Origin of the sequence: Roseateles sp. DB2 (assembly GCF_051857535.1) — a bacterium.
In the GTDB taxonomy this organism is placed as follows: Bacteria; Pseudomonadota; Gammaproteobacteria; order Burkholderiales; family Burkholderiaceae_C; genus Roseateles_B.
In genome coordinates this window covers 72,507-92,255 of record NZ_JBPZGY010000017.1, presented here as the reverse complement: position 1 = coordinate 92,255, position 19,749 = coordinate 72,507, and the positions used below count along the sequence as shown (strand labels likewise).

The 19,749-nt window shown below is 68.6% G+C and carries 17 protein-coding genes; 11 read left to right on the top strand and 6 right to left on the bottom strand.

The features are described from left to right. Positions 1-247: 247 nt before the first annotated feature. Positions 248-4,162 carry a DUF3683 domain-containing protein gene (locus tag ACS5PK_RS20015; RefSeq protein ID WP_439442027.1) on the bottom strand — a complete coding sequence of 1,305 codons (3,915 nt, stop codon included), beginning with the start codon at positions 4,160-4,162 and terminating at the stop codon, positions 248-250. A 360-nt stretch (positions 4,163-4,522) separates the two neighbouring features. On the opposite strand from ACS5PK_RS20015, the gene ugpQ reads away from it, so the two are divergent. Beyond that, a complete protein-coding gene (gene ugpQ / locus ACS5PK_RS20010) occupies positions 4,523-5,272 on the top strand; it encodes a glycerophosphodiester phosphodiesterase (protein WP_439442026.1) in 750 nt (249 codons plus the stop codon). A gap of 3 nt (positions 5,273-5,275) precedes the next feature. On the opposite strand, the gene ACS5PK_RS20005 is transcribed toward ugpQ, so the two are convergent. The 3 genes from ACS5PK_RS20005 to ACS5PK_RS19995 form a co-directional block, all read right to left on the bottom strand. Next, positions 5,276-5,872 (bottom strand): GNAT family N-acetyltransferase, encoded by a 597-nt coding sequence (locus ACS5PK_RS20005; RefSeq protein ID WP_439442025.1) that lies wholly within the window; start codon positions 5,870-5,872, stop codon positions 5,276-5,278. Then, positions 5,869-7,239 carry an MFS transporter gene (locus ACS5PK_RS20000; RefSeq protein ID WP_439442024.1) on the bottom strand — a complete coding sequence of 457 codons (1,371 nt, stop codon included), beginning with the start codon at positions 7,237-7,239 and terminating at the stop codon, positions 5,869-5,871. Before ACS5PK_RS20000 ends, ACS5PK_RS20005 begins: the two co-directional genes overlap by 4 nt. Before the next feature lie 340 nt (positions 7,240-7,579). After that, positions 7,580-9,205, bottom strand: a complete 1,626-nt coding sequence (locus tag ACS5PK_RS19995; RefSeq protein WP_439442023.1) for a gamma-glutamyltransferase family protein — start codon at positions 9,203-9,205, stop codon at positions 7,580-7,582. Positions 9,206-9,412: 207 nt separating this feature from the next. On the opposite strand from ACS5PK_RS19995, the gene ACS5PK_RS19990 reads away from it, so the two are divergent. The 7 genes from ACS5PK_RS19990 (at position 9,413) to ACS5PK_RS19960 (ending at position 15,050) form a co-directional block, all read left to right on the top strand. After that, a complete protein-coding gene (locus tag ACS5PK_RS19990; protein WP_439442022.1) occupies positions 9,413-9,760 on the top strand; it encodes a hypothetical protein in 348 nt (115 codons plus the stop codon). A 56-nt stretch (positions 9,761-9,816) separates the two neighbouring features. Next, entirely contained in the window at positions 9,817-10,257 is a 441-nt protein-coding gene (locus tag ACS5PK_RS19985; RefSeq protein ID WP_439442021.1) for a hypothetical protein, read from the top strand. A 202-nt stretch (positions 10,258-10,459) separates the two neighbouring features. Beyond that, the gene (locus tag ACS5PK_RS19980) at positions 10,460-11,101 is read left to right on the top strand and encodes a hypothetical protein (RefSeq protein ID WP_439442020.1); all 642 of its coding nucleotides are present in this window, start codon (positions 10,460-10,462) and stop codon (positions 11,099-11,101) included. Beyond that, entirely contained in the window at positions 11,098-11,820 is a 723-nt protein-coding gene (locus ACS5PK_RS19975) for an ABC transporter ATP-binding protein (RefSeq protein ID WP_439442019.1), read from the top strand. Before ACS5PK_RS19980 ends, ACS5PK_RS19975 begins: the two co-directional genes overlap by 4 nt. After that, the gene (locus ACS5PK_RS19970; protein WP_439442018.1) at positions 11,817-13,037 is read left to right on the top strand and encodes an ABC transporter permease; all 1,221 of its coding nucleotides are present in this window, start codon (positions 11,817-11,819) and stop codon (positions 13,035-13,037) included. Before ACS5PK_RS19975 ends, ACS5PK_RS19970 begins: the two co-directional genes overlap by 4 nt. Positions 13,038-13,059: 22 nt before the next feature. Next, the gene (locus ACS5PK_RS19965; protein WP_439442017.1) at positions 13,060-13,800 is read left to right on the top strand and encodes an outer membrane lipoprotein-sorting protein; all 741 of its coding nucleotides are present in this window, start codon (positions 13,060-13,062) and stop codon (positions 13,798-13,800) included. A 5-nt stretch (positions 13,801-13,805) separates the two neighbouring features. Further along, the gene (locus ACS5PK_RS19960; RefSeq protein ID WP_439442016.1) at positions 13,806-15,050 is read left to right on the top strand and encodes a hypothetical protein; all 1,245 of its coding nucleotides are present in this window, start codon (positions 13,806-13,808) and stop codon (positions 15,048-15,050) included. Positions 15,051-15,157: 107 nt separating this feature from the next. Here ACS5PK_RS19960 and ACS5PK_RS19955 read toward each other — a convergent pair whose 3' ends face one another. Both ACS5PK_RS19955 and bfr read right to left on the bottom strand, forming a co-directional pair. After that, entirely contained in the window at positions 15,158-15,403 is a 246-nt protein-coding gene (locus ACS5PK_RS19955) for a (2Fe-2S)-binding protein (RefSeq protein ID WP_439442015.1), read from the bottom strand. Between the two features lie 133 nt (positions 15,404-15,536). Then, entirely contained in the window at positions 15,537-16,004 is a 468-nt protein-coding gene (bfr, locus tag ACS5PK_RS19950) for a bacterioferritin (RefSeq protein ID WP_183103034.1), read from the bottom strand. Between the two features lie 149 nt (positions 16,005-16,153). On the opposite strand from bfr, the gene hemP reads away from it, so the two are divergent. The 3 genes from hemP to ACS5PK_RS19935 all read left to right on the top strand — a co-directional run bounded on the left by hemP (position 16,154) and on the right by ACS5PK_RS19935 (position 19,524). Further along, positions 16,154-16,363 carry a hemin uptake protein HemP gene (gene hemP, locus ACS5PK_RS19945; RefSeq protein WP_439442014.1) on the top strand — a complete coding sequence of 70 codons (210 nt, stop codon included), beginning with the start codon at positions 16,154-16,156 and terminating at the stop codon, positions 16,361-16,363. Positions 16,364-16,558: 195 nt separating this feature from the next. Next, entirely contained in the window at positions 16,559-17,926 is a 1,368-nt protein-coding gene (locus ACS5PK_RS19940; RefSeq protein ID WP_439442013.1) for a DUF2325 domain-containing protein, read from the top strand. Positions 17,927-18,081: 155 nt separating this feature from the next. Next, the gene (locus ACS5PK_RS19935; RefSeq protein ID WP_439442012.1) at positions 18,082-19,524 is read left to right on the top strand and encodes an aldehyde dehydrogenase family protein; all 1,443 of its coding nucleotides are present in this window, start codon (positions 18,082-18,084) and stop codon (positions 19,522-19,524) included. The last annotated feature ends 225 nt before the right edge of the window (positions 19,525-19,749 follow it).

Here is a 19,749-nt window from a genome sequence, read left to right as displayed (position 1 = left end):
ATCTTCTTGAGTTCCCGGCTGCGCATCTCTGGCTCCTTGCGCCCCACCGCAGGGGCTTACGAGCCAATATCTCCTTCGCGTGGCTCACCAGATGAGCCATCACGAAGCAATGCGCAAAGAGCCAAAAAGAAAAGGCCCGCTGCGCAGCAGCCGGGCCTTTTCGTCCCGCACGGAGGGCGCTGATCCGGCTTTGCCGGTCAGCCGCCCTCGCCCCCCTGGGGGGGCTGGCGAAGCCAGTAGGGGGGGGTCAGACCAGCACTCTTTCGATGCCACCGGCGTTCGCCTGCGCGACGTAGTCCGGCATCCACTGCTCGCCCAGGATCTGGCGGGCCATCTCGACGACGATGTAGTCGGCCTCCAGCAGGCCGTTCTGCAGATCATTGCCGTAGCGGCTCAGGCCCTGCAGGCAGCTGGGGCAGCTGGTGAGGATCTTGAGGTCCTCCTGGGTGCCGACCTTGCCGGCATCGCGCAGCTGCGTCTCGACCTTGCGCAGCTCCTCCTCCTTGCGGAAGCGGATCTGGGTGGAGATGTCCGGCCGGGTCACGCCCAGGGTACCGGACTCGCCGCAGCAGCGCTCGCTCTTGACCACCTCGGGGCCCACCAGGGCCTGCACCGTCTTCATCGGGTCCTGCTGCTTCATGGGCGAGTGGCAGGGGTCGTGGTAGAGGTAGGCCTTCTTGGAATCGAGGGTGATGCCGCGCTCCAGCAAATACTCGTGGATGTCCACGATGCGGCAGCCTGGGAAGATGTCCTCGAACTTGTAGCCCTGCAGCTGGTCGAAGCAGGTGCCGCAGGACACGACCACGGTCTTGATGTCCAGGTAGTTCAGCGTGTTGGCGACGCGATGGAACAGCACCCGGTTGTCGGTGATCATCTTGTCGGCCTTGTCGAACTGGCCGGAGCCGCGCTGCGGGTAGCCGCAGCACAGATAGCCCGGCGGCAGCACGGTCTGCACCCCCGCATGCCACAGCATGGCCTGCGTGGCCAGGCCCACCTGGCTGAAGAGGCGCTCGGATCCGCAGCCGGGGAAGTAGAAGACCGCCTCCGAGTCGACCGTGGTCTTGGCCGGGTCCCGGATGATGGGCACGTAGGCCTTGTCCTCGATGTCCAGCAGGGCCCGGGCGGTCTTCTTGGGCAGGCCGCCGGGCAGCTTCTTGTTGATGAAGTGGATCACCTGCTCCTTCATCGGCGCTGCGCCCACGGTCGCGCGCGGCGCCTCGGTCTGCTTGCGGGCCAGGCCCTTGAGCAGGTCGTGCGCGAAGCGCTGCGCCTTGAAGCCCACGCCCACCATGGCCGTGCGGGCCATCTTGATGGTCTCGGGGTTGGTGGCGTTGAGCATGAACATGGCCGCAGCATTGCCGGGGCGGAAGCTCTTCTGGCCCATCTTGCGCAGCAGGTTGCGCATGTTCATGGTGACGTCGCCGAAGTCGATCTTCACCGGGCAGGGCGTGGCGCACTTGTGGCAGACCGTGCAGTGGTCGGCCACGTCCTCGAACTCCTCCCAGTGCTTGATGGAGACACCGCGGCGGGTCTGCTCCTCGTACAGGAAGGCCTCGACCAGCAGCGAAGTGGCCAGGATCTTGTTGCGCGGGCTGTAGAGCAGATTGGCGCGCGGCACATGCGTGGCGCACACGGGCTTGCACTTGCCGCAGCGCAGGCAGTCCTTGACGCTCTCGCTGATGGCGCCGATGTCGCTCTGCTGCATGATCAGCGACTCATGCCCCATCAGCCCGAAGCTGGGCGTGTAGGCGTTGGTCAGGTCCGCGAAGGTGCCATGCGTGCTGGCATTGGGCCTCAGCAGCTTGCCCTTGTTGAAGCGACCCTCGGGGTCGACATCGGCCTTGTACTGGGCGAAGTCGGCCAGCTCCTCGTCGGTGAGGAACTCCAGCTTGGTGATGCCAATGCCGTGCTCGCCAGAGATCACGCCATCCAGCGAGCGCGCCAGCTTCATGATGCGGCCCACCGCCTCGTGCGCGGTCTGCAGCATCTCGTAGTTGTCGGAGTTCACCGGGATGTTGGTGTGCACATTGCCGTCGCCGGCGTGCATGTGCAGGGCCACCCAGACGCGGCCCTTGAGCACTTCCTGGTGGATGCGCTTGCACTCGGCCAGGATGTCGGCAAAGGCCGCACCGGCAAAGACGGACTGGAGGGGCTTGAAGATCTGTGCCTTCCAGGAGGCGCGCAGGCTCTTGTCCTGGAGCTGGTCGAAGAAGCTGCGGCCGGTGTCCGGCTGGACGATGTCCAGGCCGTCCTTCCAGCCCTGCCACAGCGCGCCGACCTCGTCCAGCAGGGCCAGGGCCTGCTGCACGCGGTCCTCCAGCAGCTCGGCGCTGGGGATCTCGCTGGCGTCATCGGTCTTGCCCAGGGGCAGACGCTCCTGGCGGAAGAAGGCCTTCAGCCGCTCGACCAGGGCCAGCTTGTTGCGCAGCGAGAGCTCGATGTTGATGCGCTCGATGCCCAGGGTGTACTCGCCCATGCGGGGCAGCGGGATCACCACGTCCTCGTTCACCTTGAAGGCATTGGTGTGCTTGGAGATGGCGGCGGTGCGCTTGCGGTCCAGCCAGAACTTCTTGCGCGCATCGGCCGACACGGCCACGAAGCCCTCGCCCGAACGGCCGTTGGCCAGGCGCACGACCTCGCTGGTGGCGCGGGCCACGCGGTCCTCGTCGTCGCCAACGATGTCGCCGATCAGCACCATCTTGGGCAGGCCGCCGCGCTTGCTCTTGGTCGAGTAGCCCACGGCCTTGAGATAGCGGTCATCCAGGTGTTCAAGGCCCGCGAGGATGGCGCCGCCTTCGTTCCGGGCCTCAGTGAACATGAAGTCCTTGATGTCCACGATGGAGGGCACACAGTCCTTGGGGTTGCCGAAGAACTCCAGGCAGACCGTGCGCACATGCTTGGGCATGCGGTGCACCACCCAGCGGCAGCTGGTGATCAGGCCGTCGCAGCCTTCCTTCTGGACGCCAGGCAGGCCGGCCAGGAACTTGTCGGTGACGTCCTTGCCCAGGCCCTCCTTGCGGAAGGTACGGCCGGGGATGTCCAGGCGCTCGGTACGCTCCAGCTTCTTGCCCGAGGCGTCGTAGTAGCGCAGCTCGAAACTGGCGGTCTCGACGTCATGGATCTTGCCCAGGTTGTGCTTGAGGCGGATCACCTCCAGCCACTTGGCCTCGGGCGTCACCATCTTCCAGCTGGCGAGGTTGTCCAGCGCGGTGCCCCACAGCACGGCCTTCTTGCCGCCGGCATTCATCGCGATATTGCCGCCCACGCAGGAGGCCTCGGCGCTGGTGGGGTCCACGGCAAAGACGAAGCCGTGCTGCTCGGCGAGGTCGGACACGCGCTGGGTGACCACGCCGGCCTCGCTGAAGATGGTGGCCACCGGCCGGTCCAGGCCCGGCAGCTGGACCATCTCGACGCCGCGCAAGGCCTCCAGCTTCTCGGTGTTGATGACCGCGCTCTTCCAGACCAGGGGCACGGCGCCGCCGGTGTAGCCGGTGCCGCCTCCGCGCGGAATGATGGTCAGGCCCAGCTCGATGCAGGCCTTGACCAGGCGGGCCATCTCGGCCTCGGTGTCCGGCGTCAGCACGACAAAGGGGTACTCGACGCGCCAGTCGGTCGCGTCCGTCACATGGGCCACGCGGGAGAGGCCGTCGAACTTGATGTTGTCCTTCGCGGTGTGGCGGCCCAGGGTCTTGGTCGCGCGGCGGCGCAACTCGGCCACCTCCTCGAACTGGTCCGAGAACTGGCGCACGGCCTGGCCAGCCAGTTGCAGCAGCTCGCCCACGGAGGCATCGCGCTGGGGGTCGGCCTCGGGCTTGCGTCGGCGTTCGACCTCATGCAGGCGGTGGTGCAGGGCCTCGATCAGCTGGCCGCGGCGCCTGGGGTTGTCCAGCAGGTCGTCCTGCAGGTAGGGATTGCGCTGCACCACCCAGACGTCACCCAGCACTTCGTAGAGCATGCGGGCGGAGCGGCCCGTCTGGCGCTCCTCGCGCAGCGAGTTCAACAGCTCCCAGGCGCGGGCGCCCAGGATGCGGATCACGATCTCGCGGTCGGAGAAGGAGGTGTAGTTGTAGGGAATCTCACGCAGACGGGGCGCCTCGTGCGCGGCCTCGTGCGTGGTCACAGGGTCCAGGATCTGGGGCATCAGCGGATGCGGTGCATTCATGGCGTCCGGGCCCCCGGGGGCCCTGGGTTGTCCGCGGCGGCTGCGGGCCGCCCCGGGCGTGGCTGGAACTTGGGAGTCAGGCCTGGCCAGGTGCCGTTGCCGACGCCTGCCGGGGCCTGCGCCCCTTCCCGACCCACCCCGCCGAGGCCCCGGGCGGATCACGCCCGGCAGCCCGGCGCCGGTGCAGGGGCGGCCGCTCCGCATGGGAGCCGCGCGTCCTGACTTGGCATCGGGCCTGAATCCTACCGCAGTGCACCATGCGCGCAGCGGCCTCTGGAGGCATCGCCCCAGGAGACACGGGGCTGTTCAGCCGCAGCGATGCGCCTGCAGAATGGGCTAGCCCATCAAGCCCACGCCATCATGACTCCTGCCTCGACCCCCTGGCCCCTGCCCTTCTGGATTGCCCACCGCGGTGCCGGTCGCCTGGCTCCGGAAAACACCCTGGCCGCCTTCCGGGCCGGCGCCGGCTTCGGCTACCGGGCCTTCGAGTGCGACCTCAAGCTTTCGCGGGACGGCGTGCCCTTCTTGCTGCATGACGATGACTTGGACCGCACCAGCAACGGCCGCGGGCCCGCCAGGGCGCTCGATTGGAGCCAGCTCTCCAGGCTGGACGCCGGCGGCTGGCACAGCCTGCACCATGCGGGCGAGCCCATCGCCTCGCTGGAGGGCATCGCGGCCTTCCTGATCGCCAACCAGCTCGCCCTCAACATCGAGCTCAAGCCCAATCCCGGCCAGGCCCGCGAGACCGGCGAGGTGCTGGGCCGCGAAGTGACGCGGCTGTGGGCCGGCCAGCGCCTGCGGCCTGTCTTCAGTTCCTTCCAGCCCGAGGCCCTCGAGGGCGTGCGAACCAGCGCGCCTGACGAGCGCCGCGCCCTGCTGCTGGACAAGCACCGCGACAGCTGGCTGGAAGAGGCCAAGGCCCTGGGCTGCTGCGCCGCCATCACCAACTACCGGTTGATGGACCGGGCCCGCATCGAGGCCATCCATGCCGCCGGCATGCGGGCCCTGGTCTACACGGTCAACGACGAAGCCACGGCCGCGCGCCTGCGCAGCGAAGGACTGGACGGACTGATCACCGACGCGGTGGACCGGCTGGACCCGGCCCGCTGAAGCTCAGGGCCAGCGCGTGTAGAGGCACTGGTCGGCCGGCTCGCCGTCCACACCCAGCATGGCGTGTCGCAGCACCGCCTCCAGCGCGAAGCCGTTGCGCTCGGCCACGGCCCGGCTGCGGGCATTGCGGGCGTCGCAGCGGATCTCCAGGCGCCGCGCCCGCAGCTGCTCGAAGGCCAGGCGGCTCAGCAGCTGCACCATCTCGCTGACATAGCCCTGCCCCTGGGCCGAGCTGCGCACCCAGTAGCCGATCTCGAAGCGGCGCAGGTCCCAGTCCATGCGGTGCAGGCCACAACCGCCGAGCAGCCGTCCATGGCGGCCGTCCTCGCCGCGGCGGAAGAAGTAGTAGCAGAGGTCCTCGCGCAGGATGAAACGGGCCTGCATCTGCCGCATCACCGCTTCCGTGCCCTCGACGGTGGGCATCTCCTGGCACCAGGGCATCCAGGGTCTGAGCTGCTCGAAGGACTCCGACACCGCGGCACACACCGCCTGACCAAAGCCCGCACGGGCGGACAGCAGGACCAGGCGCTCGCTGCTGAGCTCCTCGGGCACCTTGAGCAAGACGCGGGGCGGCACTGGCGGAACAGCGGGAGCGCTCATTTGGCCGAGACACCTTGCGCACCGACCTCAGGCAGCAGGCCCGGCTGGGCCTCGGCGCCGAGGGTGGACTCGGTGCCCAGATCCTGCAGCACCGGCAGCACGGCAACGCCGCGGATGGTGCCCAGGCGCCAGACCACGGCGCTCAGCAGCAAGGCACCCGCGCCGGCGAACAGCAGCGATGCACGCAGGTCCACATGCTCGCCCAGCCAGCCGCCCAGCATGGCGCCCGGGCCGGCGGGGATGAGGATCAGCCAGCGCATGGTGCTGGTCATGCGGCCCAGCAGCGGTGCGGGCGTGACCGCCTGACGCAGCGAGAGGAAATTGATGAAGATGAGCACAGCACCGACGCCAAAGGCGAAGAGCATGGCCGCGAAGGCCGCCACGCCCAGCGGCCCGACCGGTGCCAGGCCCAGGGTCAGCCAGCCCAGGCCGCAGACCGCGAAGCCACCGATGAGGCTGGGGCCGGGGCCCAGGCGCTTGCTGATGCGGTGGCCCAGCACGCTGGTGATCACCGTACCCGCGCCCAGGGCCACGTAGCACAGGCCCACCGTCTCGCCGGACAGGGCCAGGGTGCGGGTGGCAAAGAGGATCTGCACCACCAGGGCCGCGTTGTAGAAGAACTGCCAGCCGCCCACCGCGCAGGCCAGGGCCACCAACAGCTGCTGGTGGCTCACGAAGCGCACGCCGGCCTTGAGGTCGCGCCAGAAATCAGCTCCCGAGACATGGTGCAACTCCTCGCGCACACGGATGCCGCGCAGGATCAGGGTCGAGACCATCAGCAGGCAGGCATCCGCCGCCAGCGCCATGGGCGCGCCCAGCAGCTTGATCAGCGCCCCCGCGATGCCCGGCCCCACCACCTCGGCGCCGGACGAGGCCAGTGCGTTCTTGGCATGGGCCTCCACGAGTCGGTCGCGGGTGACGACCTGGGTCAGCACAATCTGCGCCGCGCTGCCGGCGATGGTGTAGATCGTCCCGAGGATGAAGCCGACCACGTACAGCCAGCCCATGGTGAGCCAGCCCATCCAGGCGGCCACGGGCACGGTGCCCACAGCCAGGCCCAGCACGGCCTCGCCGACGATGTAGACCGGCAGCTTGCGCACCCGGTCCAGCCAAACGCCGCCCGGCAACGAGAAGAGCACGAAGGGCACGATCTCCATGGAGGTCAGCAGCCCCATCTGCGTGGGCGTGGCATCGAGCATCACGGCCGCCGTCAGCGGCAAGGCCAGCAGGGTGATCTGCCCGCCGAGCGAGCTGATGAGAATCGAGGTCCAGAGCCGGCGGTACACCCGGTCGCGCAGCAGGTCACCCTCGGGGAGGGTCAGGGCTTGCTTGATCCGGTCCAGCCAGCCAGTGGCTTGGGCTTGCATGAAAATCTCCGAATGCCGGCTCTTGAGGAGGCGGCGTCTGCCCACGGACAGGCGGGCTTGCAGGAAAGGAAAGCGGGTGCGCGAAAGGCCGAGTCAGACCGGCGCGCAACCTCGCCCCGGCGCGCACGGACGCGCCAGGACGGCACGGCGGGTGCAGCGTCTGGTGCGATCGAGCAGCTTGGTCATGGGGCGTCCTGCTGGAGGTGTGAAGAGTCCCTGGATGCTAGCAGCGGCCTTCGGCCCGCCACAAGCGTGGCGGCGCCAAGCTTCGCACAATGTCCCCTGTTCCTGCAGTGCCGATGGTCAGGGGCCTGCAGACAGGCCGCAGGTGCCGAGCGCTTCAGAAGCCAACCGCCGCGCCGTCACGCCGCGGGTCACTGGCGGCCGCATAGCCCTCCACAGCAGGATCGCCCAGACGCCAGATGAACTGGCCGGCCCCGAAGTCCTGGTAGCTGTCGTGGATGTCGCCGATCTCATGGCCGCGCCCGGCCAGCGCGGCGATGGTGGCGGCCGGCATGTGCGCCTCCACGTTGATGGAGCGGCCGGCATTGAAGCGCCAGCGCGGTGCGTCGCAGGCGGTCTGCGGCTGCTGGCCGTGGTCCAGCATGCGGACCAGGGTCTGCAGATGGCCCTGGGGCTGCATGTTCCCGCCCATGACGCCGAAGCTCATCTGCGCCTGCCCCTCGCGGGTCAGGAAGGCAGGAATGATGGTGTGAAAAGGGCGCTTGCCTGGCGCCACCTGATTGGGATGGCCGCCCGCCAGGGTGAAGCAATGCCCGCGGTTCTGCAGCGAGACGCCATAGCCCGGCAGCACCAGCCCCGAGCCGAAGCCCATGTAGTTGCTCTGGATGAAGCTGACCATCAGGCCGCGCTCGTCGGCCGCGGTCAGGTAGATGGTGCCGCCCTTGACCGGATTGCCCGGCTTGAAGTCCTGGGCCTGCTTCGGGTCGATCTGCGCCGCGCGGCCGGCGAGGTAGCGATCATCCAGCAGGGCCTCGACGCTGCGGTCCATGGCCGCGGGCTCGGCCACGTAGCGGTAGACGTCGGCGAAGGCCAGCTTCATGGCCTCGATCTGCAGATGCAGGCCGGCGGCGTCGTCGGGGCCATGGTCGCGATAGCCGGTGTGGCGCAGGATGCCCAGCGCGATCAGGGCCGCGATGCCCTGGCCGTTGGGCGGGATCTCGTGCAGTTCGTGGCCGGCATGCCGCTGCTGGATCGGGTCGACCCACTGCGGCCGGTAGGCGGCGAGATCCGCCTCGCTCAGATCGCCCCCGGTCCGGCGCGCGAAGGCGGCGAGTGCGGCGGCGATCTCTCCGCGGTAGAAGGCCTCGCCCTTCGTCTGGGCGATCAGGCGCAGGCTGCGGGCGGCGTCGGGAAAGCGAAACAGCTCGCCCACCGTCGGCGCTCGGCCACGCGGCAGGAAGGCGTCGGCAAAGCCGGGCTGCGTCGTCAGTTCCTCCAGGGCCGCGGCCAAGGCCCACTTGCCCTGCACGATCACGGGCACGGCATAGCCGCGCTCGGCGATGTCGATGGCCGGCGCCATCAGGTCCTCGAAAGGCAGGCGGCCGAAGCGCTCGCTCAGCGCCATCCAGGCGCCCACCGCACCGGGCACGGTCACGCCGCCCCAGCCGCGCTTGGGCATGCTGTCATCGGTGCGGCCGTACTTGCGCCTGATGTGTTCGGGCGTCCAGGCCTGAGGTGCAGGCCCCGAGGCGTTGAGTCCGTGAAGGCGCTGGCCGTCCCAGAGGATGCAGAAGGCATCCGAGCCCAGGCCGTTGCTGCAGGGCTCCACCAGGGTCATCACCGCGGCGCAGGCCACGGCGGCATCCACCGCATTGCCTCCGGCCGCCAGCATGCGCAGGCCGGCCTGTGCAGCCAGCGGATGGGAAGTCGACACCACATTGCGCGCAAACACGGGGCTGCGGGTGCTGGCGTAGGGGTTGTGCCAATCGAAGGAATGCGTCATGCCGGTCTCCTGTGCTGGAGACGATTCTGGCATCCATGGCCGAGGCCGGGAAAAGGCAAGACCTGACCCTTGTTGCACCGTCTCAGATCGCCCTGCAGCGAACTCGCAACAGAGTTGTAACGCTTTGAAATTGCACCGAGGCAGGTCAACTGCCTCCGTCCAGGCCTCGTTGTGGAGGCACAAGTTCACCAACCCTGGAGCCCCCAGATGAAAGCACTGAAGACTGCACTGATCCCCTCGATGCTGGCCCTGATCGCCGCCGTCGCGACGGCCCAGCAAGCACCAGGGACGAGCGCAGCAACGGCTGCCAACAGCAGCAATAACACCAAAATGGCGCAGCCAGAAAGCAAGGCCCCCACGGCCTCTGGCAAGGTCGGCACCGCGACGGCGAGCACCCCCGCCGCGACTGCCGCAACTGCCGTGACGCCGACGCCGGCTCCCGCCGCGCAGGCCCTGCCCACCAAGCCCACGAGCACGCAGGCAAGCCCCACGGCCAGCCCCGCACCGACGGCGGCCACGCCGACCCAGCCTGCTCCGACCAAGCCCCAGGCCTGAATCTGACACACAGCCCCTGACACCCACGCTCTCTCACTCACGACAAGGACCTGACCATGAACACCAAGACCACCCTGATCGCTTCCCTGCTGGCCCTGAGCGGTGCCGCTTTCGCCCAGGCTCCCGCCACCAGCGCGGCACCGGCAGCTCCGGCCACGAAGCCTGCCGCCACCAGCCCCGCCGCCGCGCCGGCCACGGCAGCTCCGATGACCAAGCCCGTCGCCACCGCCAGCGCCGCGACGCCCGCCACGGCGGCAGCCGAGAAGGCCCCCGAAGCGAAGCCCATGCACAAGGACGGGCACAAGGACGGACAAAAGGAAGGGCACAAGGCAAGCCACAAGGATGGGCACAAGATGAGCCACAAGGACGGCGCCAAGGAAGCCGCCCCTGCCGCGGAAGCCAAGCCCGCCGCCACGCCGGCTCCGACCGCCGCGCCGGCAACCGCTGCCAAGGCTGAAGCCAAGACCGACAACAAGACCGAGGCTGCCAAGAAGTAAGCCTCATCCCTGAACCCTGCGAAATGTCCCGGCGGCTCGCGCCGCCTTCAGCCGGCCCCTGTGCCGGCTTTTTTCTTGTGCATCTCGCGCCGCCTGGCCTGCATTTCGCGGCGTGCCATGCACATCCGTCGCGGCACCATCGCGCCAGGGCTGACGTCTGCCTACGCTGCGTCCCATGTTCAAACACTGACATGAGGACGCCATGAAACCCACCCTGATCCGTACCGCACTGAGCCTCTGCCTTGCCGGCTTTTGCCTGAACTCGGCCCACGCGCTGCCGGAACCGGCCATGCAGGCCGCCGTCGGGCAGTTTGTCGCTGCCACCAAGGGGAAGTCCGAGGCGACTGATCCAGCCATCGAGCAGTTCCAGGCGATGCTCAAGGCTGAACCCGGCCATCCCCTGTTGATGAGCTATCTGGGCGCCGCCACGACGCTCAAGGCCCGCGACGCCTGGGCGCCATGGAAGAAGATGAGCCATGCAGAGGACGGCCTCGCCCAGATCGACAAGGCCCTGGGCCTGCTGGCACCGTCGCATGATGAAGCGCTGTACCAGGGCACTGCGGTGAGCTTGCAGACACGCTTTGTTGCGGCCAACACCTTCCTGGGCCTGCCCGACATGTTCAACCGGGGCCCGCGGGGCAGGCAGTTGCTGGAAGAGATCCAGGCCAGCCCGCTCTTCGCAAAGGCTCCCGCGGGCTTCCAGGGCGCGGTGCTGATGCGTGCGGCTCGCGAGGCCGAACAAGCCAAGCAGGGCGAGCGGGCCCGCACCCTGTTTCAGCAGGTCGTCAGCCGCCAACTGCCCCAGGCCGCTGAGGCGCAGGCTGCACTGAAGGGCGGGCAATGATGCCCACCTCCGTCATGGCCCTTCGTGGCGTTCGCAAGACCTACCGGCTCGGCGAGCACGTGGTGCCGGCCCTGCAGGGCGTGGACCTGGAGGTGCGAGCCGGCGAACTGCTGGCCTTGACCGGGCCCTCGGGCAGCGGCAAGAGCACCATCCTCAACCTCTGCGGCCTGATCGACAGTCCGGATGAGGGTCAGGTCTTGCTGCATGGCAAGGCGGTCGATGCCCGCCAGGAGCTGGCCTCCACGCTGCTGCGCCGCGATGCCATCGGCTTTGTGTTCCAGAGCTTCAACCTGGTGCCGGTGATGACGGTGGCCGAGAACGTCGACTATCCCCTGTTCCTGGCCGGCGTCCCGGTGGCAGAGCGACAACACCGCGTCGCCGAAGCGCTCGTGCAGGTGGGGCTGAGCGAGCACGCCGCGCACCGGCCGGATGCGCTGTCCGGTGGACAGCGCCAGCGCGTGGCCATGGCGCGGGCCCTGGTCAAGCGCCCCAGCCTGGTGATCGCCGATGAGCCCACGGCCAGCCTGGACTCGCACACTGCCGAGCAGGTGCTGGGCCTGATGCGCAGCCTGGCGCATGAGGCTGGCGCGGCCTTTCTCATCGCCACACACGACGAAAGGCTGACGCGGCGCTGCGACCGCGTGATCAGCCTGCTGGACGGCCGCATCGTCCCCTCGGCCCCGGTCGAGGCCCTGACTTCCGAGGAGCTTGCCGCATGAGCGCGCTGATGAAATGGATGCACTTCGCCTGGCTCAACGCCCTGCGCAACAAGCGGCGCTCCGCCGTGACCCTGGCCATCGCCGCCCTGGGCACGGCCGGGCTGCTGCTGGCCGGGGGCTTTGCCCTCTTCACCTATGAGAGCCTGGCACAGTCCGCCGCGCGCAGCACCGGCCATCTGGTCCTGGGCACGCCGGCCCAGTTCAGCCAGGACGAGGACACGCCGCTGCAGCATGGCCTGGACGACTGGCAGGCGCTGCGCAAGACCGTGCTGCTGGAGCCCGAGGTCCGCCAGGTGCTGCCGCGCGTGGAGTTCACGGGGCTGATCTCCAACGGCGAGAAGTCCACGGTGATGGTGGCCAACGGCATCGACGCCGACGCGGAGTTCGCCGTCAAGGGCCCCTTCCTGCAGCTGAAGTCCGGCGAGGTCATCATGAGCCGCGAACGCCTGGTGGTGATGCTGGGTGAAGGACTGGCCAAGAGTCTCAAGGCCGAGCCCGGCAGCAACCTGACCCTCCTGGCCAGCACCACGGCAGGCGCGCTCAATGCGGTGGACGTCACCGTGCGCGGCGTGGTGTCCACCGGCATCGCCGAGCTGGACAAGCGCCTGGTCTACGTGGACCTGCCCAGCGCCCAGGCTCTGCTGGCCACCGAGCGCGTCTCCACGCTGGGTGTCTTCCTCAAGGACATGGCCAGCACCGGGCCGCTGCAGCAGCGCCTGCAGTCGGCACACTCATCGCTGCAGATCAAGACCTGGCTGGACCTGGCCACCTTCTACAAGGCCGTGCGCGACCTCTACAACCGCATCTTCGGCGCCCTGGGGCTGATCATTGCGCTGATCGTGCTCTTCGTCGTGGCCAATGCCATGGCCATGGCCATCATCGAGCGCACCCGCGAGATCGGCACGCTGCGTGCGCTGGGCACCACACCGCGCCAACTGCTGACCACACTGTCCCTGGAGGGCCTGGTGCTGGGCGGTGGAGGTGCGCTGCTCGGCGCCCTGCTGGCCCTGGGGATCAGCGTCCTGTTGCTGGTCGTGCCGGTGAACATGCCGCCCCCGCCCGGCTCCACCAAGGGCTATCCGCTGAACATCGCCATCGATGGCTCTCTCTATGCCTGGACCCTGCTGGCCATGCTGCTGCTGACCGGCCTCAGCGCGGCCCTCGTCGCACGCCGGACGGTGCACCAGCCCGTGGTCCAGGCCCTGGCCCATGTCTGAACCAACAGCAAAGGAATCCGCCATGAAGACACCGGCCCTGATCGCCGTCGTGCTGGGCACCCTGCTCATCACGCCCCTGGCCCAAGCACTGGACGCCGCCAGCGTTCTGAAGACTGCTGATGCCTTCCGCAGCGGCGGCGCCAAGCAGCAGCAGGTCGACACCGAGGTCCGCGTCCTGAACGCCGACGGCACCCTGGACAAGGAACGCCGCTACACCGTGCTGACCCAGACCGATCACCGCTCCCTGGTGCTCATGCAGAGCCCGGCCGAGAAGGGCCAGAAGGTGCTGATGCTGGGGGACGATTTCTGGCTGCTGATGCCCTCCAGCCAGCGCCCCCTGCGCATCACGCCGTTGCAGAAGCTGCTGGGCGATGCCTCCACGGGCGACGTGGCCACGCTGTCCTGGAGCGAGGACTACAGCGGCGAGCTGCAGGGCGAGGAGCGCTGCGGCGACCAGCCTTGCCTCAAGCTGGCACTGCAGGCCCTGCGCAAGGGCGTGAGCTACCAGCGCATCCTGCTGTGGGTGGGCAAGACCCGGCACGAGCCGCTGCGGGCCGAGCTCTACGTGCAGTCCGACAAACTCGCCAAGACCGCCGAGTTCCGCTACGAGAAGAACGGCCAGCTCATCAGCGAGATGCTGCTGCAGGACGCGCTCTCGCAGCGCAAGCTGACCCAGGTGCGCTACCTCGCCCGCAAGAACCGGGAAGCACCGCAAGCCTGGTTCAACCCCATGTTCCTGGCGCGCAGCCCCAGCCTGGAGTGATGCGCATGCAGCTTCGCCGCCTTCTTTGGACGCTGGCCCTGGCCGCGTCCGGTACCCAGGCCCAGGCGCTGGACGAGAGCAGCCTGCAACTGCGCAGCCAGGTCCAATCCCAGCAGCGCAGCACGCAGGGCCCGCTGGCCCAGGCCGATGCCCTGCAGCCCGGCCTCGATGGCGCCGCCCGGCAGAGCCTGCTGCTGGAGGCTGAATGGAAGGCCCGCAGCGGACCCGTCAATGCCTCGCTGTATGCCCAGCACCTGCAGCGGGACCATGCAGCGGCCAGCAGCCACGCCGCGGTCAACGAGCTCTATGCCTCGGGCGACTGGGGCGGCGCGGCGGGCCTGCAGTACAGCCTGGGCCGCAAGCTCGTCAGCTGGGACGTGGGCTATGCCTTCCGTCCCAACGACATGGTGGCGCAGGAGGAACGCCGCACCCTGGTGGGCAGTTACAACCGGGGTCGCCCGCTGCTGCAGTTGGAGCACTTCAGCGCCGAGACGGCCTGGAGCCTTGTGTGGGTCAACCCGGCCCGCAAGGACGGCCAGGGCGGCGACGAGGAAGCGCTGGCCCTGCGGCTCTACCAGCGCGCAGGCGCCTGGGACTGGCATGGCTTCGCACGCCTCGGCCGCGAGCAGCATGCCAGCCTGGGGGCGGCCTTTTCCGTCGTTGCCAGCGATGCACTGGAGCTGCACGCCTCGGCCCGCATCAACCAGCGCAGCCGGGTCTGGCGGGCCGATCCTCAGGCTACGCTGCCCAGCGCCACCCTCCCCTGGCAGCGCGAGCTGCGCAAGGGCAGCAGCCAGCTGCTGCTGGGCGGCACCTGGACGACTGAGGCGCAGCTGAGCCTGCTGCTGGAGTACTGGTGGGACTCGCAGGCCCTGTCGCGCGCGGACTGGGCGGGCTGGCGTGAGCGCGGCGCGCAACTGGCGCAGCGAGCCCTCGCGGCGCCAGCAGCGCTGCGCCCGGCCCTGGCCGGCAACCTGGCCTGGCAGGCCCAGGGATTTGCCAACAGCAGCCTGCAGCAGCACAACGTCTTCGCGCGCCTCAGCTGGACGCAGGGCGCCTGGACCTGGGCCGCCGACACGCTGTGGTCACCACAGGACGGCGGGCGCATCATCACCGGCTCCGTTGCCTGGCAAGGAGACCGCTGGAACCTGCAGGCGGGCCTGCGTCAGTGGTCGGGGCCGGGGGACAGCGTCATCGCCCAGTTGCCCACGCGGCGCCTGGCCTATGCAGCCGCAGCCTGGGCGTTCTGAACCCTGGCGGGGCGTGCCCGGCCCCCGGCGCCCCGGCCAGCAGGGCGCGAAACAAAAAAGCCGGACCAGGGTCCGGCTTCCTCGTGCACGAGACGAAGTCCCGGGGCTCAGGCGGCCACGCTGGCCAACTGGATCACCCGGCGGGTCTGGGCCAGCGGTTCCATCATCTGCACCGGCAGCGCAAGGTGAGTGGACACGGCTTCGTTGAAGACCTCACGGGCGCAGTCATGGCAGGCTCCGCAGGCGGAGGCCGCCCGGGTTTCGTCCTGCAGCACCTCGAAGTTGCGGGTGCCTTCAGCCACGGCACGGCGGATATCGCGGTCAGAGACTCGGTGGCAGAGACAGACGATCATGGTGGCTCGGCAGGGCAGTGGCGAAGCGTTGGAAGCATCGTAACGCAAACGCGAACGTTTCTCAATTACAAACCACCAAGCGGCCTGGGGCCTTTCCCTGCCTGCCCCGCCCTGCCCCGGAGAGCACGTCGCCTCAACCCATCTGCGACTGCAGCCAGTTCTGCTCGCCCAGCTGGGCGACAAGCTCGATCTGCGTTTCCAAATGGTCGATATGGCCTTCGGTATCGGCCAGGATCTCCTCCAGCACCTGGCGCGAAACATAGTCGCGCACGCTCTCGCAGTAGGCGATGGCTTCTTTCAGCAAGGGGTGGGAGCCGGTCTCTATCTTGAGGTCACAGTGCAGCACCTCCACGGCGTTCTCGCCGATGTAGAGCTTGCCCAGGTCCTGCAGATTGGGCAGGCCTTCCAGCGTCAGGATGCGGTCCATCAGCTTGTCGGCATGCTTCATCTCCTCAATGGACTCCTCGTACTCGTGCTTGGCCAGGCGCTCCAGGCCCCAGTTCTTCAGCATGCGGTAATGCAGGAAGTACTGGTTGATGGCGGTCAGCTCGTTCTTCAGCTGGGCGTTGAGGTACTCGATGACCTTGGCATCACCTTTCATGGCGGACTCCTGTGCAAGTGTTCTGGGGCAGCCGGCCCTGGAGACCGACGCGAAGGCCGATTGTGGCCCCAGTAGCGGGCTGGCGCATGCGGCTTCCTGCAAACCTTGACAGCTTGCAATTGCGAATTATTCGCATTTATCATGCTCGCATGGACAAGCCATCCCCCACCCCATCGTCCCTGGTGACGCCCCCGCTGCCGCCCCAAGCCTGCGCCCCCCGGGCCACGCCAGGCTCGGCCCCCCGCCGCCTGCAGAGCCGGGACCTGCTGGGGCAGGACCGCGAGCTCGAGATCGAGCATGCCGGCCAGCTCTACCGGCTGCGCCTCACGCAGTTGGGCAAGCTGATCCTGACCAAGTGAAGCACTGAACCCTGCGGTCGGCCCCGCCGACCCCGCCCTTCGCCGCCAGCTGCCGCCAGCCTGTCTCCCTTTCGCACCTCTGCGGCCACAGCCCGAATGGTGCGCCCCGACTGGAGCCTCGCATGCCGACGCCTGAACGCCTGGCCACTGATGGCCTGCTCCCGCCTTACCTGGCCCCCACCTGGGAGGACTGCCATGTGTGAACACCGTAGCGAGCACAGGCTGGCAACGGCCACCGAGCCGCAGATCGCGCCCCACGGAAGCAGCCCTCAACCACGACCCCAAGCGCCCGGTACAGATGGTGGCGCCGAGGCCACGGCAACGCTGGCCGCCGCCCCTCCCGAACTGGCCGTGCCCAGCCATCTGTTGGGCTCGCGACGCCGGCGCCTCTGGGAGCTGCCTTCGCAGGCCCTGTGCCCCGTGATCGGCGCCTGCCTGCCCCTGGCGGTGCTGCGCAAGCGCGTCGGCAAGGCCTTGGGAGGAGAGGCCATGGTGCAGGACTACGAACTGCACTGCGGAGCCATCCACGAATGCCGCCAGCGCGGTCGGATCGCCGAGCTGCTGCACCGCGAGCTGGACCAGCGTTATGCCCTCGCCGTACGCCAGGCCAGCCGGCTCAAGACCACACTGCAGCTGCGCGACTGGTGGCGCGAAGCCTCGGCGAGCGCGGAAGTGGCCGGCGCCCTGTGGGCCACGCTCAGCCATCCGCGCTGCGACAGCCTGCTGCAGGATGAGGTGCTGCAGGACATCCACATGATCCAGCACCAGGTGGGCAGCTCGCACCGGGCAGACCTGCAGCGCATCCAGGCCCTGACCCATGAGAACGGCGTACTCGCGGCCGAGCTGGGCCGAGCCCAGCAGCGCAGCACCCAGCTGATCGCCGAGCGGGACCGTCGGATCGAGGAGCTGCTGGCCCAGCAGATGCGGCACCGGGCCGAGCTGGTCCTGCGCGACAGCCGCCTCGCCGCCGTGCAGGCTGAGTTGGACACCCTGCACGCGACGCAACCCGCCCTGCGCCAGGCACTGGTCCGCGAACGCCAACTGCTGGAGGGCCAGGCCCGCATCCATCAGCTGGAGCAGACCGTGCAAGGCCTGCGCCGCGAACTGCGCCAGGCGCAGCAGGCCCCCGCCCGCCTGCCTCCCCCTGCCCCGGCCGATCCGGCCCAGGGCGGCCCGGAGTCCCCCGGCGCCGCCTCGGCCGCCGTGCCTGTCCCCCTGGAGGATCAGTCCGTTCTTTGCGTCGGCGGGCGTGCGGCCACCGTGCCGGTCTACCGTCGCCTGATCGAGGCGCGCGGCGCCCGCTTCCTGCATCACGACGGCGGCGAGGAACATGCCGTCACCCAGCTCGACGCCACGCTGGCAGCGGCAGACCTGGTGATCTGCCAGACCGCCTGCATCAGCCACGATGCCTATTGGAGGGTCAAGGAGCACTGCAAGCGCCATGGCAAGCGCTGCATCTTCGTGGACCAGCCCAGCCGCAGCGGGCTGGTGCGCGCCCTGTCCGAACTCGCCGGGTCGGCAGCCTCCAAGGCCAAGCAGCCGCTCAGCCCCGCCCAGTCCTGAGGGCCTGAGGGCCTGCAGCGCCAGCGCCCATGAGATCTGCGCAGGGCTTGATCCGGCGAGCTGGCGTTCACAAGCCAGGATCTGCATGATGGGAGACTCCGTGCTCCAATAGATATATCTACAATATCCGCACCCAGACCTTGCGAGACAAACCCATGAGCGCTCCCCTGCACCCTCTTTACATCGGCGGCGAATGGCTGGACGGCCCACGCCTGCGTGACAACCTCAACCCCTCGGACACCCGCGACGTGATCGGCCGTTACGCGCAGGCCGATGCCACCCTGGCCGAGCGCGCCATCGCCGCCGCAGCTGAAGCCGCGCCGGCCTGGGGCCTCTCCAGCCCGCAGGTCCGTGCGGATGCCCTGGACCGCATCGGCGGCGAGATCCTGGCCCGCAAGGAGGAGCTGGGCACCCTGCTGTCCCGCGAGGAAGGTAAGACCCGGCCCGAGGGCATTGGCGAGGTGGCGCGGGCCGGCGCCATCTTCAAGTTCTTCGCCCAGGAGGCCTTGCGCCTGCGCGGTGAGAAGCTGGCCTCGGTGCGCCCCGGCGTCGAGGTTGAGATCACCCGCGAGCCCGTGGGCGTGGTGGGCCTGATCACGCCCTGGAACTTTCCCGCCGCCATCCCGGCCTGGAAGCTCGCGCCGGCACTGGCCTTCGGCAACACGGTGGTGCTCAAGCCTGCCGACCTGGTCCCCGGTTCTGCCTGGGCGCTGGCCGAGATCATCAGCCGCGCCGGGCTGCCCGCCGGTGTCTTCAACCTGGTGATGGGTCCGGGCTCGCAGGTAGGCCAGGCCCTGCTGGACGACCGCCGCGTGGCTGCCATCAGCTTCACCGGCTCGGTGGGCACGGGCCAGCGCGTGGCGCAGGCCGCGGTGGCGCGCGGTGCCCGCTTCCAGCTGGAAATGGGCGGCAAGAACCCCTGCATCGTGCTGGACGATGCAGACCTGGACGTGGCCGTGAACTCGGTGCTGCAGAGCGCTTTCTTCTCGACGGGCCAGCGCTGCACGGCCTCCTCACGCATCATCGTGCAGAAGGGCATCTACCCCCGCTTCGTGCAGGCCCTGGGCGAGGCCGCCCGCGCCTTGCGCGTGGGCGACGCCCTGGACCCGCAGACCCAGATCGGCCCGGTGGTCGACGAAGCCCAACTGGCGCAGGACCTGAAGTACATCGACATTGCCAAGGCCGAGGGCGCGCGACTGGTCTGCGGCGGCGAACGCCTGCAACTGGACAAGCCCGGCTTCTACCTCCAGCCCGCGCTCTTCGCCGACTGCGACAACAGCATGCAGCACTGCCGCGAGGAGATCTTCGGCCCCGTAGCCAGCGTGCTGCCGGCAGACAGCTACGAGCACGCCCTGGCCCTGGCCAACGACACCCCCTTCGGTCTGGCGGCGGGCATCTGCACCACCTCGTTGAAGTACGCCAGCCACTTCAAGCGCCACGCCCAGGCCGGCATGGTCATGGTCAATGTGCCGACGGCAGGCGTGGACTACCACGTGCCCTTCGGGGGCCGCAAGGGTTCCAGCATGGGCCCGCGCGAGCAGGGCAGCTACGCGGCGGAGTTCTACACCACCGTGAAGACGGCCTATGTGCAGCCCTGAGGGACGCCGCTGAAACACAGGCCGGGCGCGCGATGCATCCCGGCTGCTGAAGCCGTGAACCGTGCAAAAAGCACAAACCAATTGCATACCACCTCAATCGCGGGGGTGGTAGGTAACAGCCTGCTTCCTAGAATCCGCCGCAATTCACAAGGCATTGAATGCCAAGGACGTCTGGGAAAAACATGCACAGCAAGCAAGGAAGAGCAGCGCTGCCGCGCAGGATTG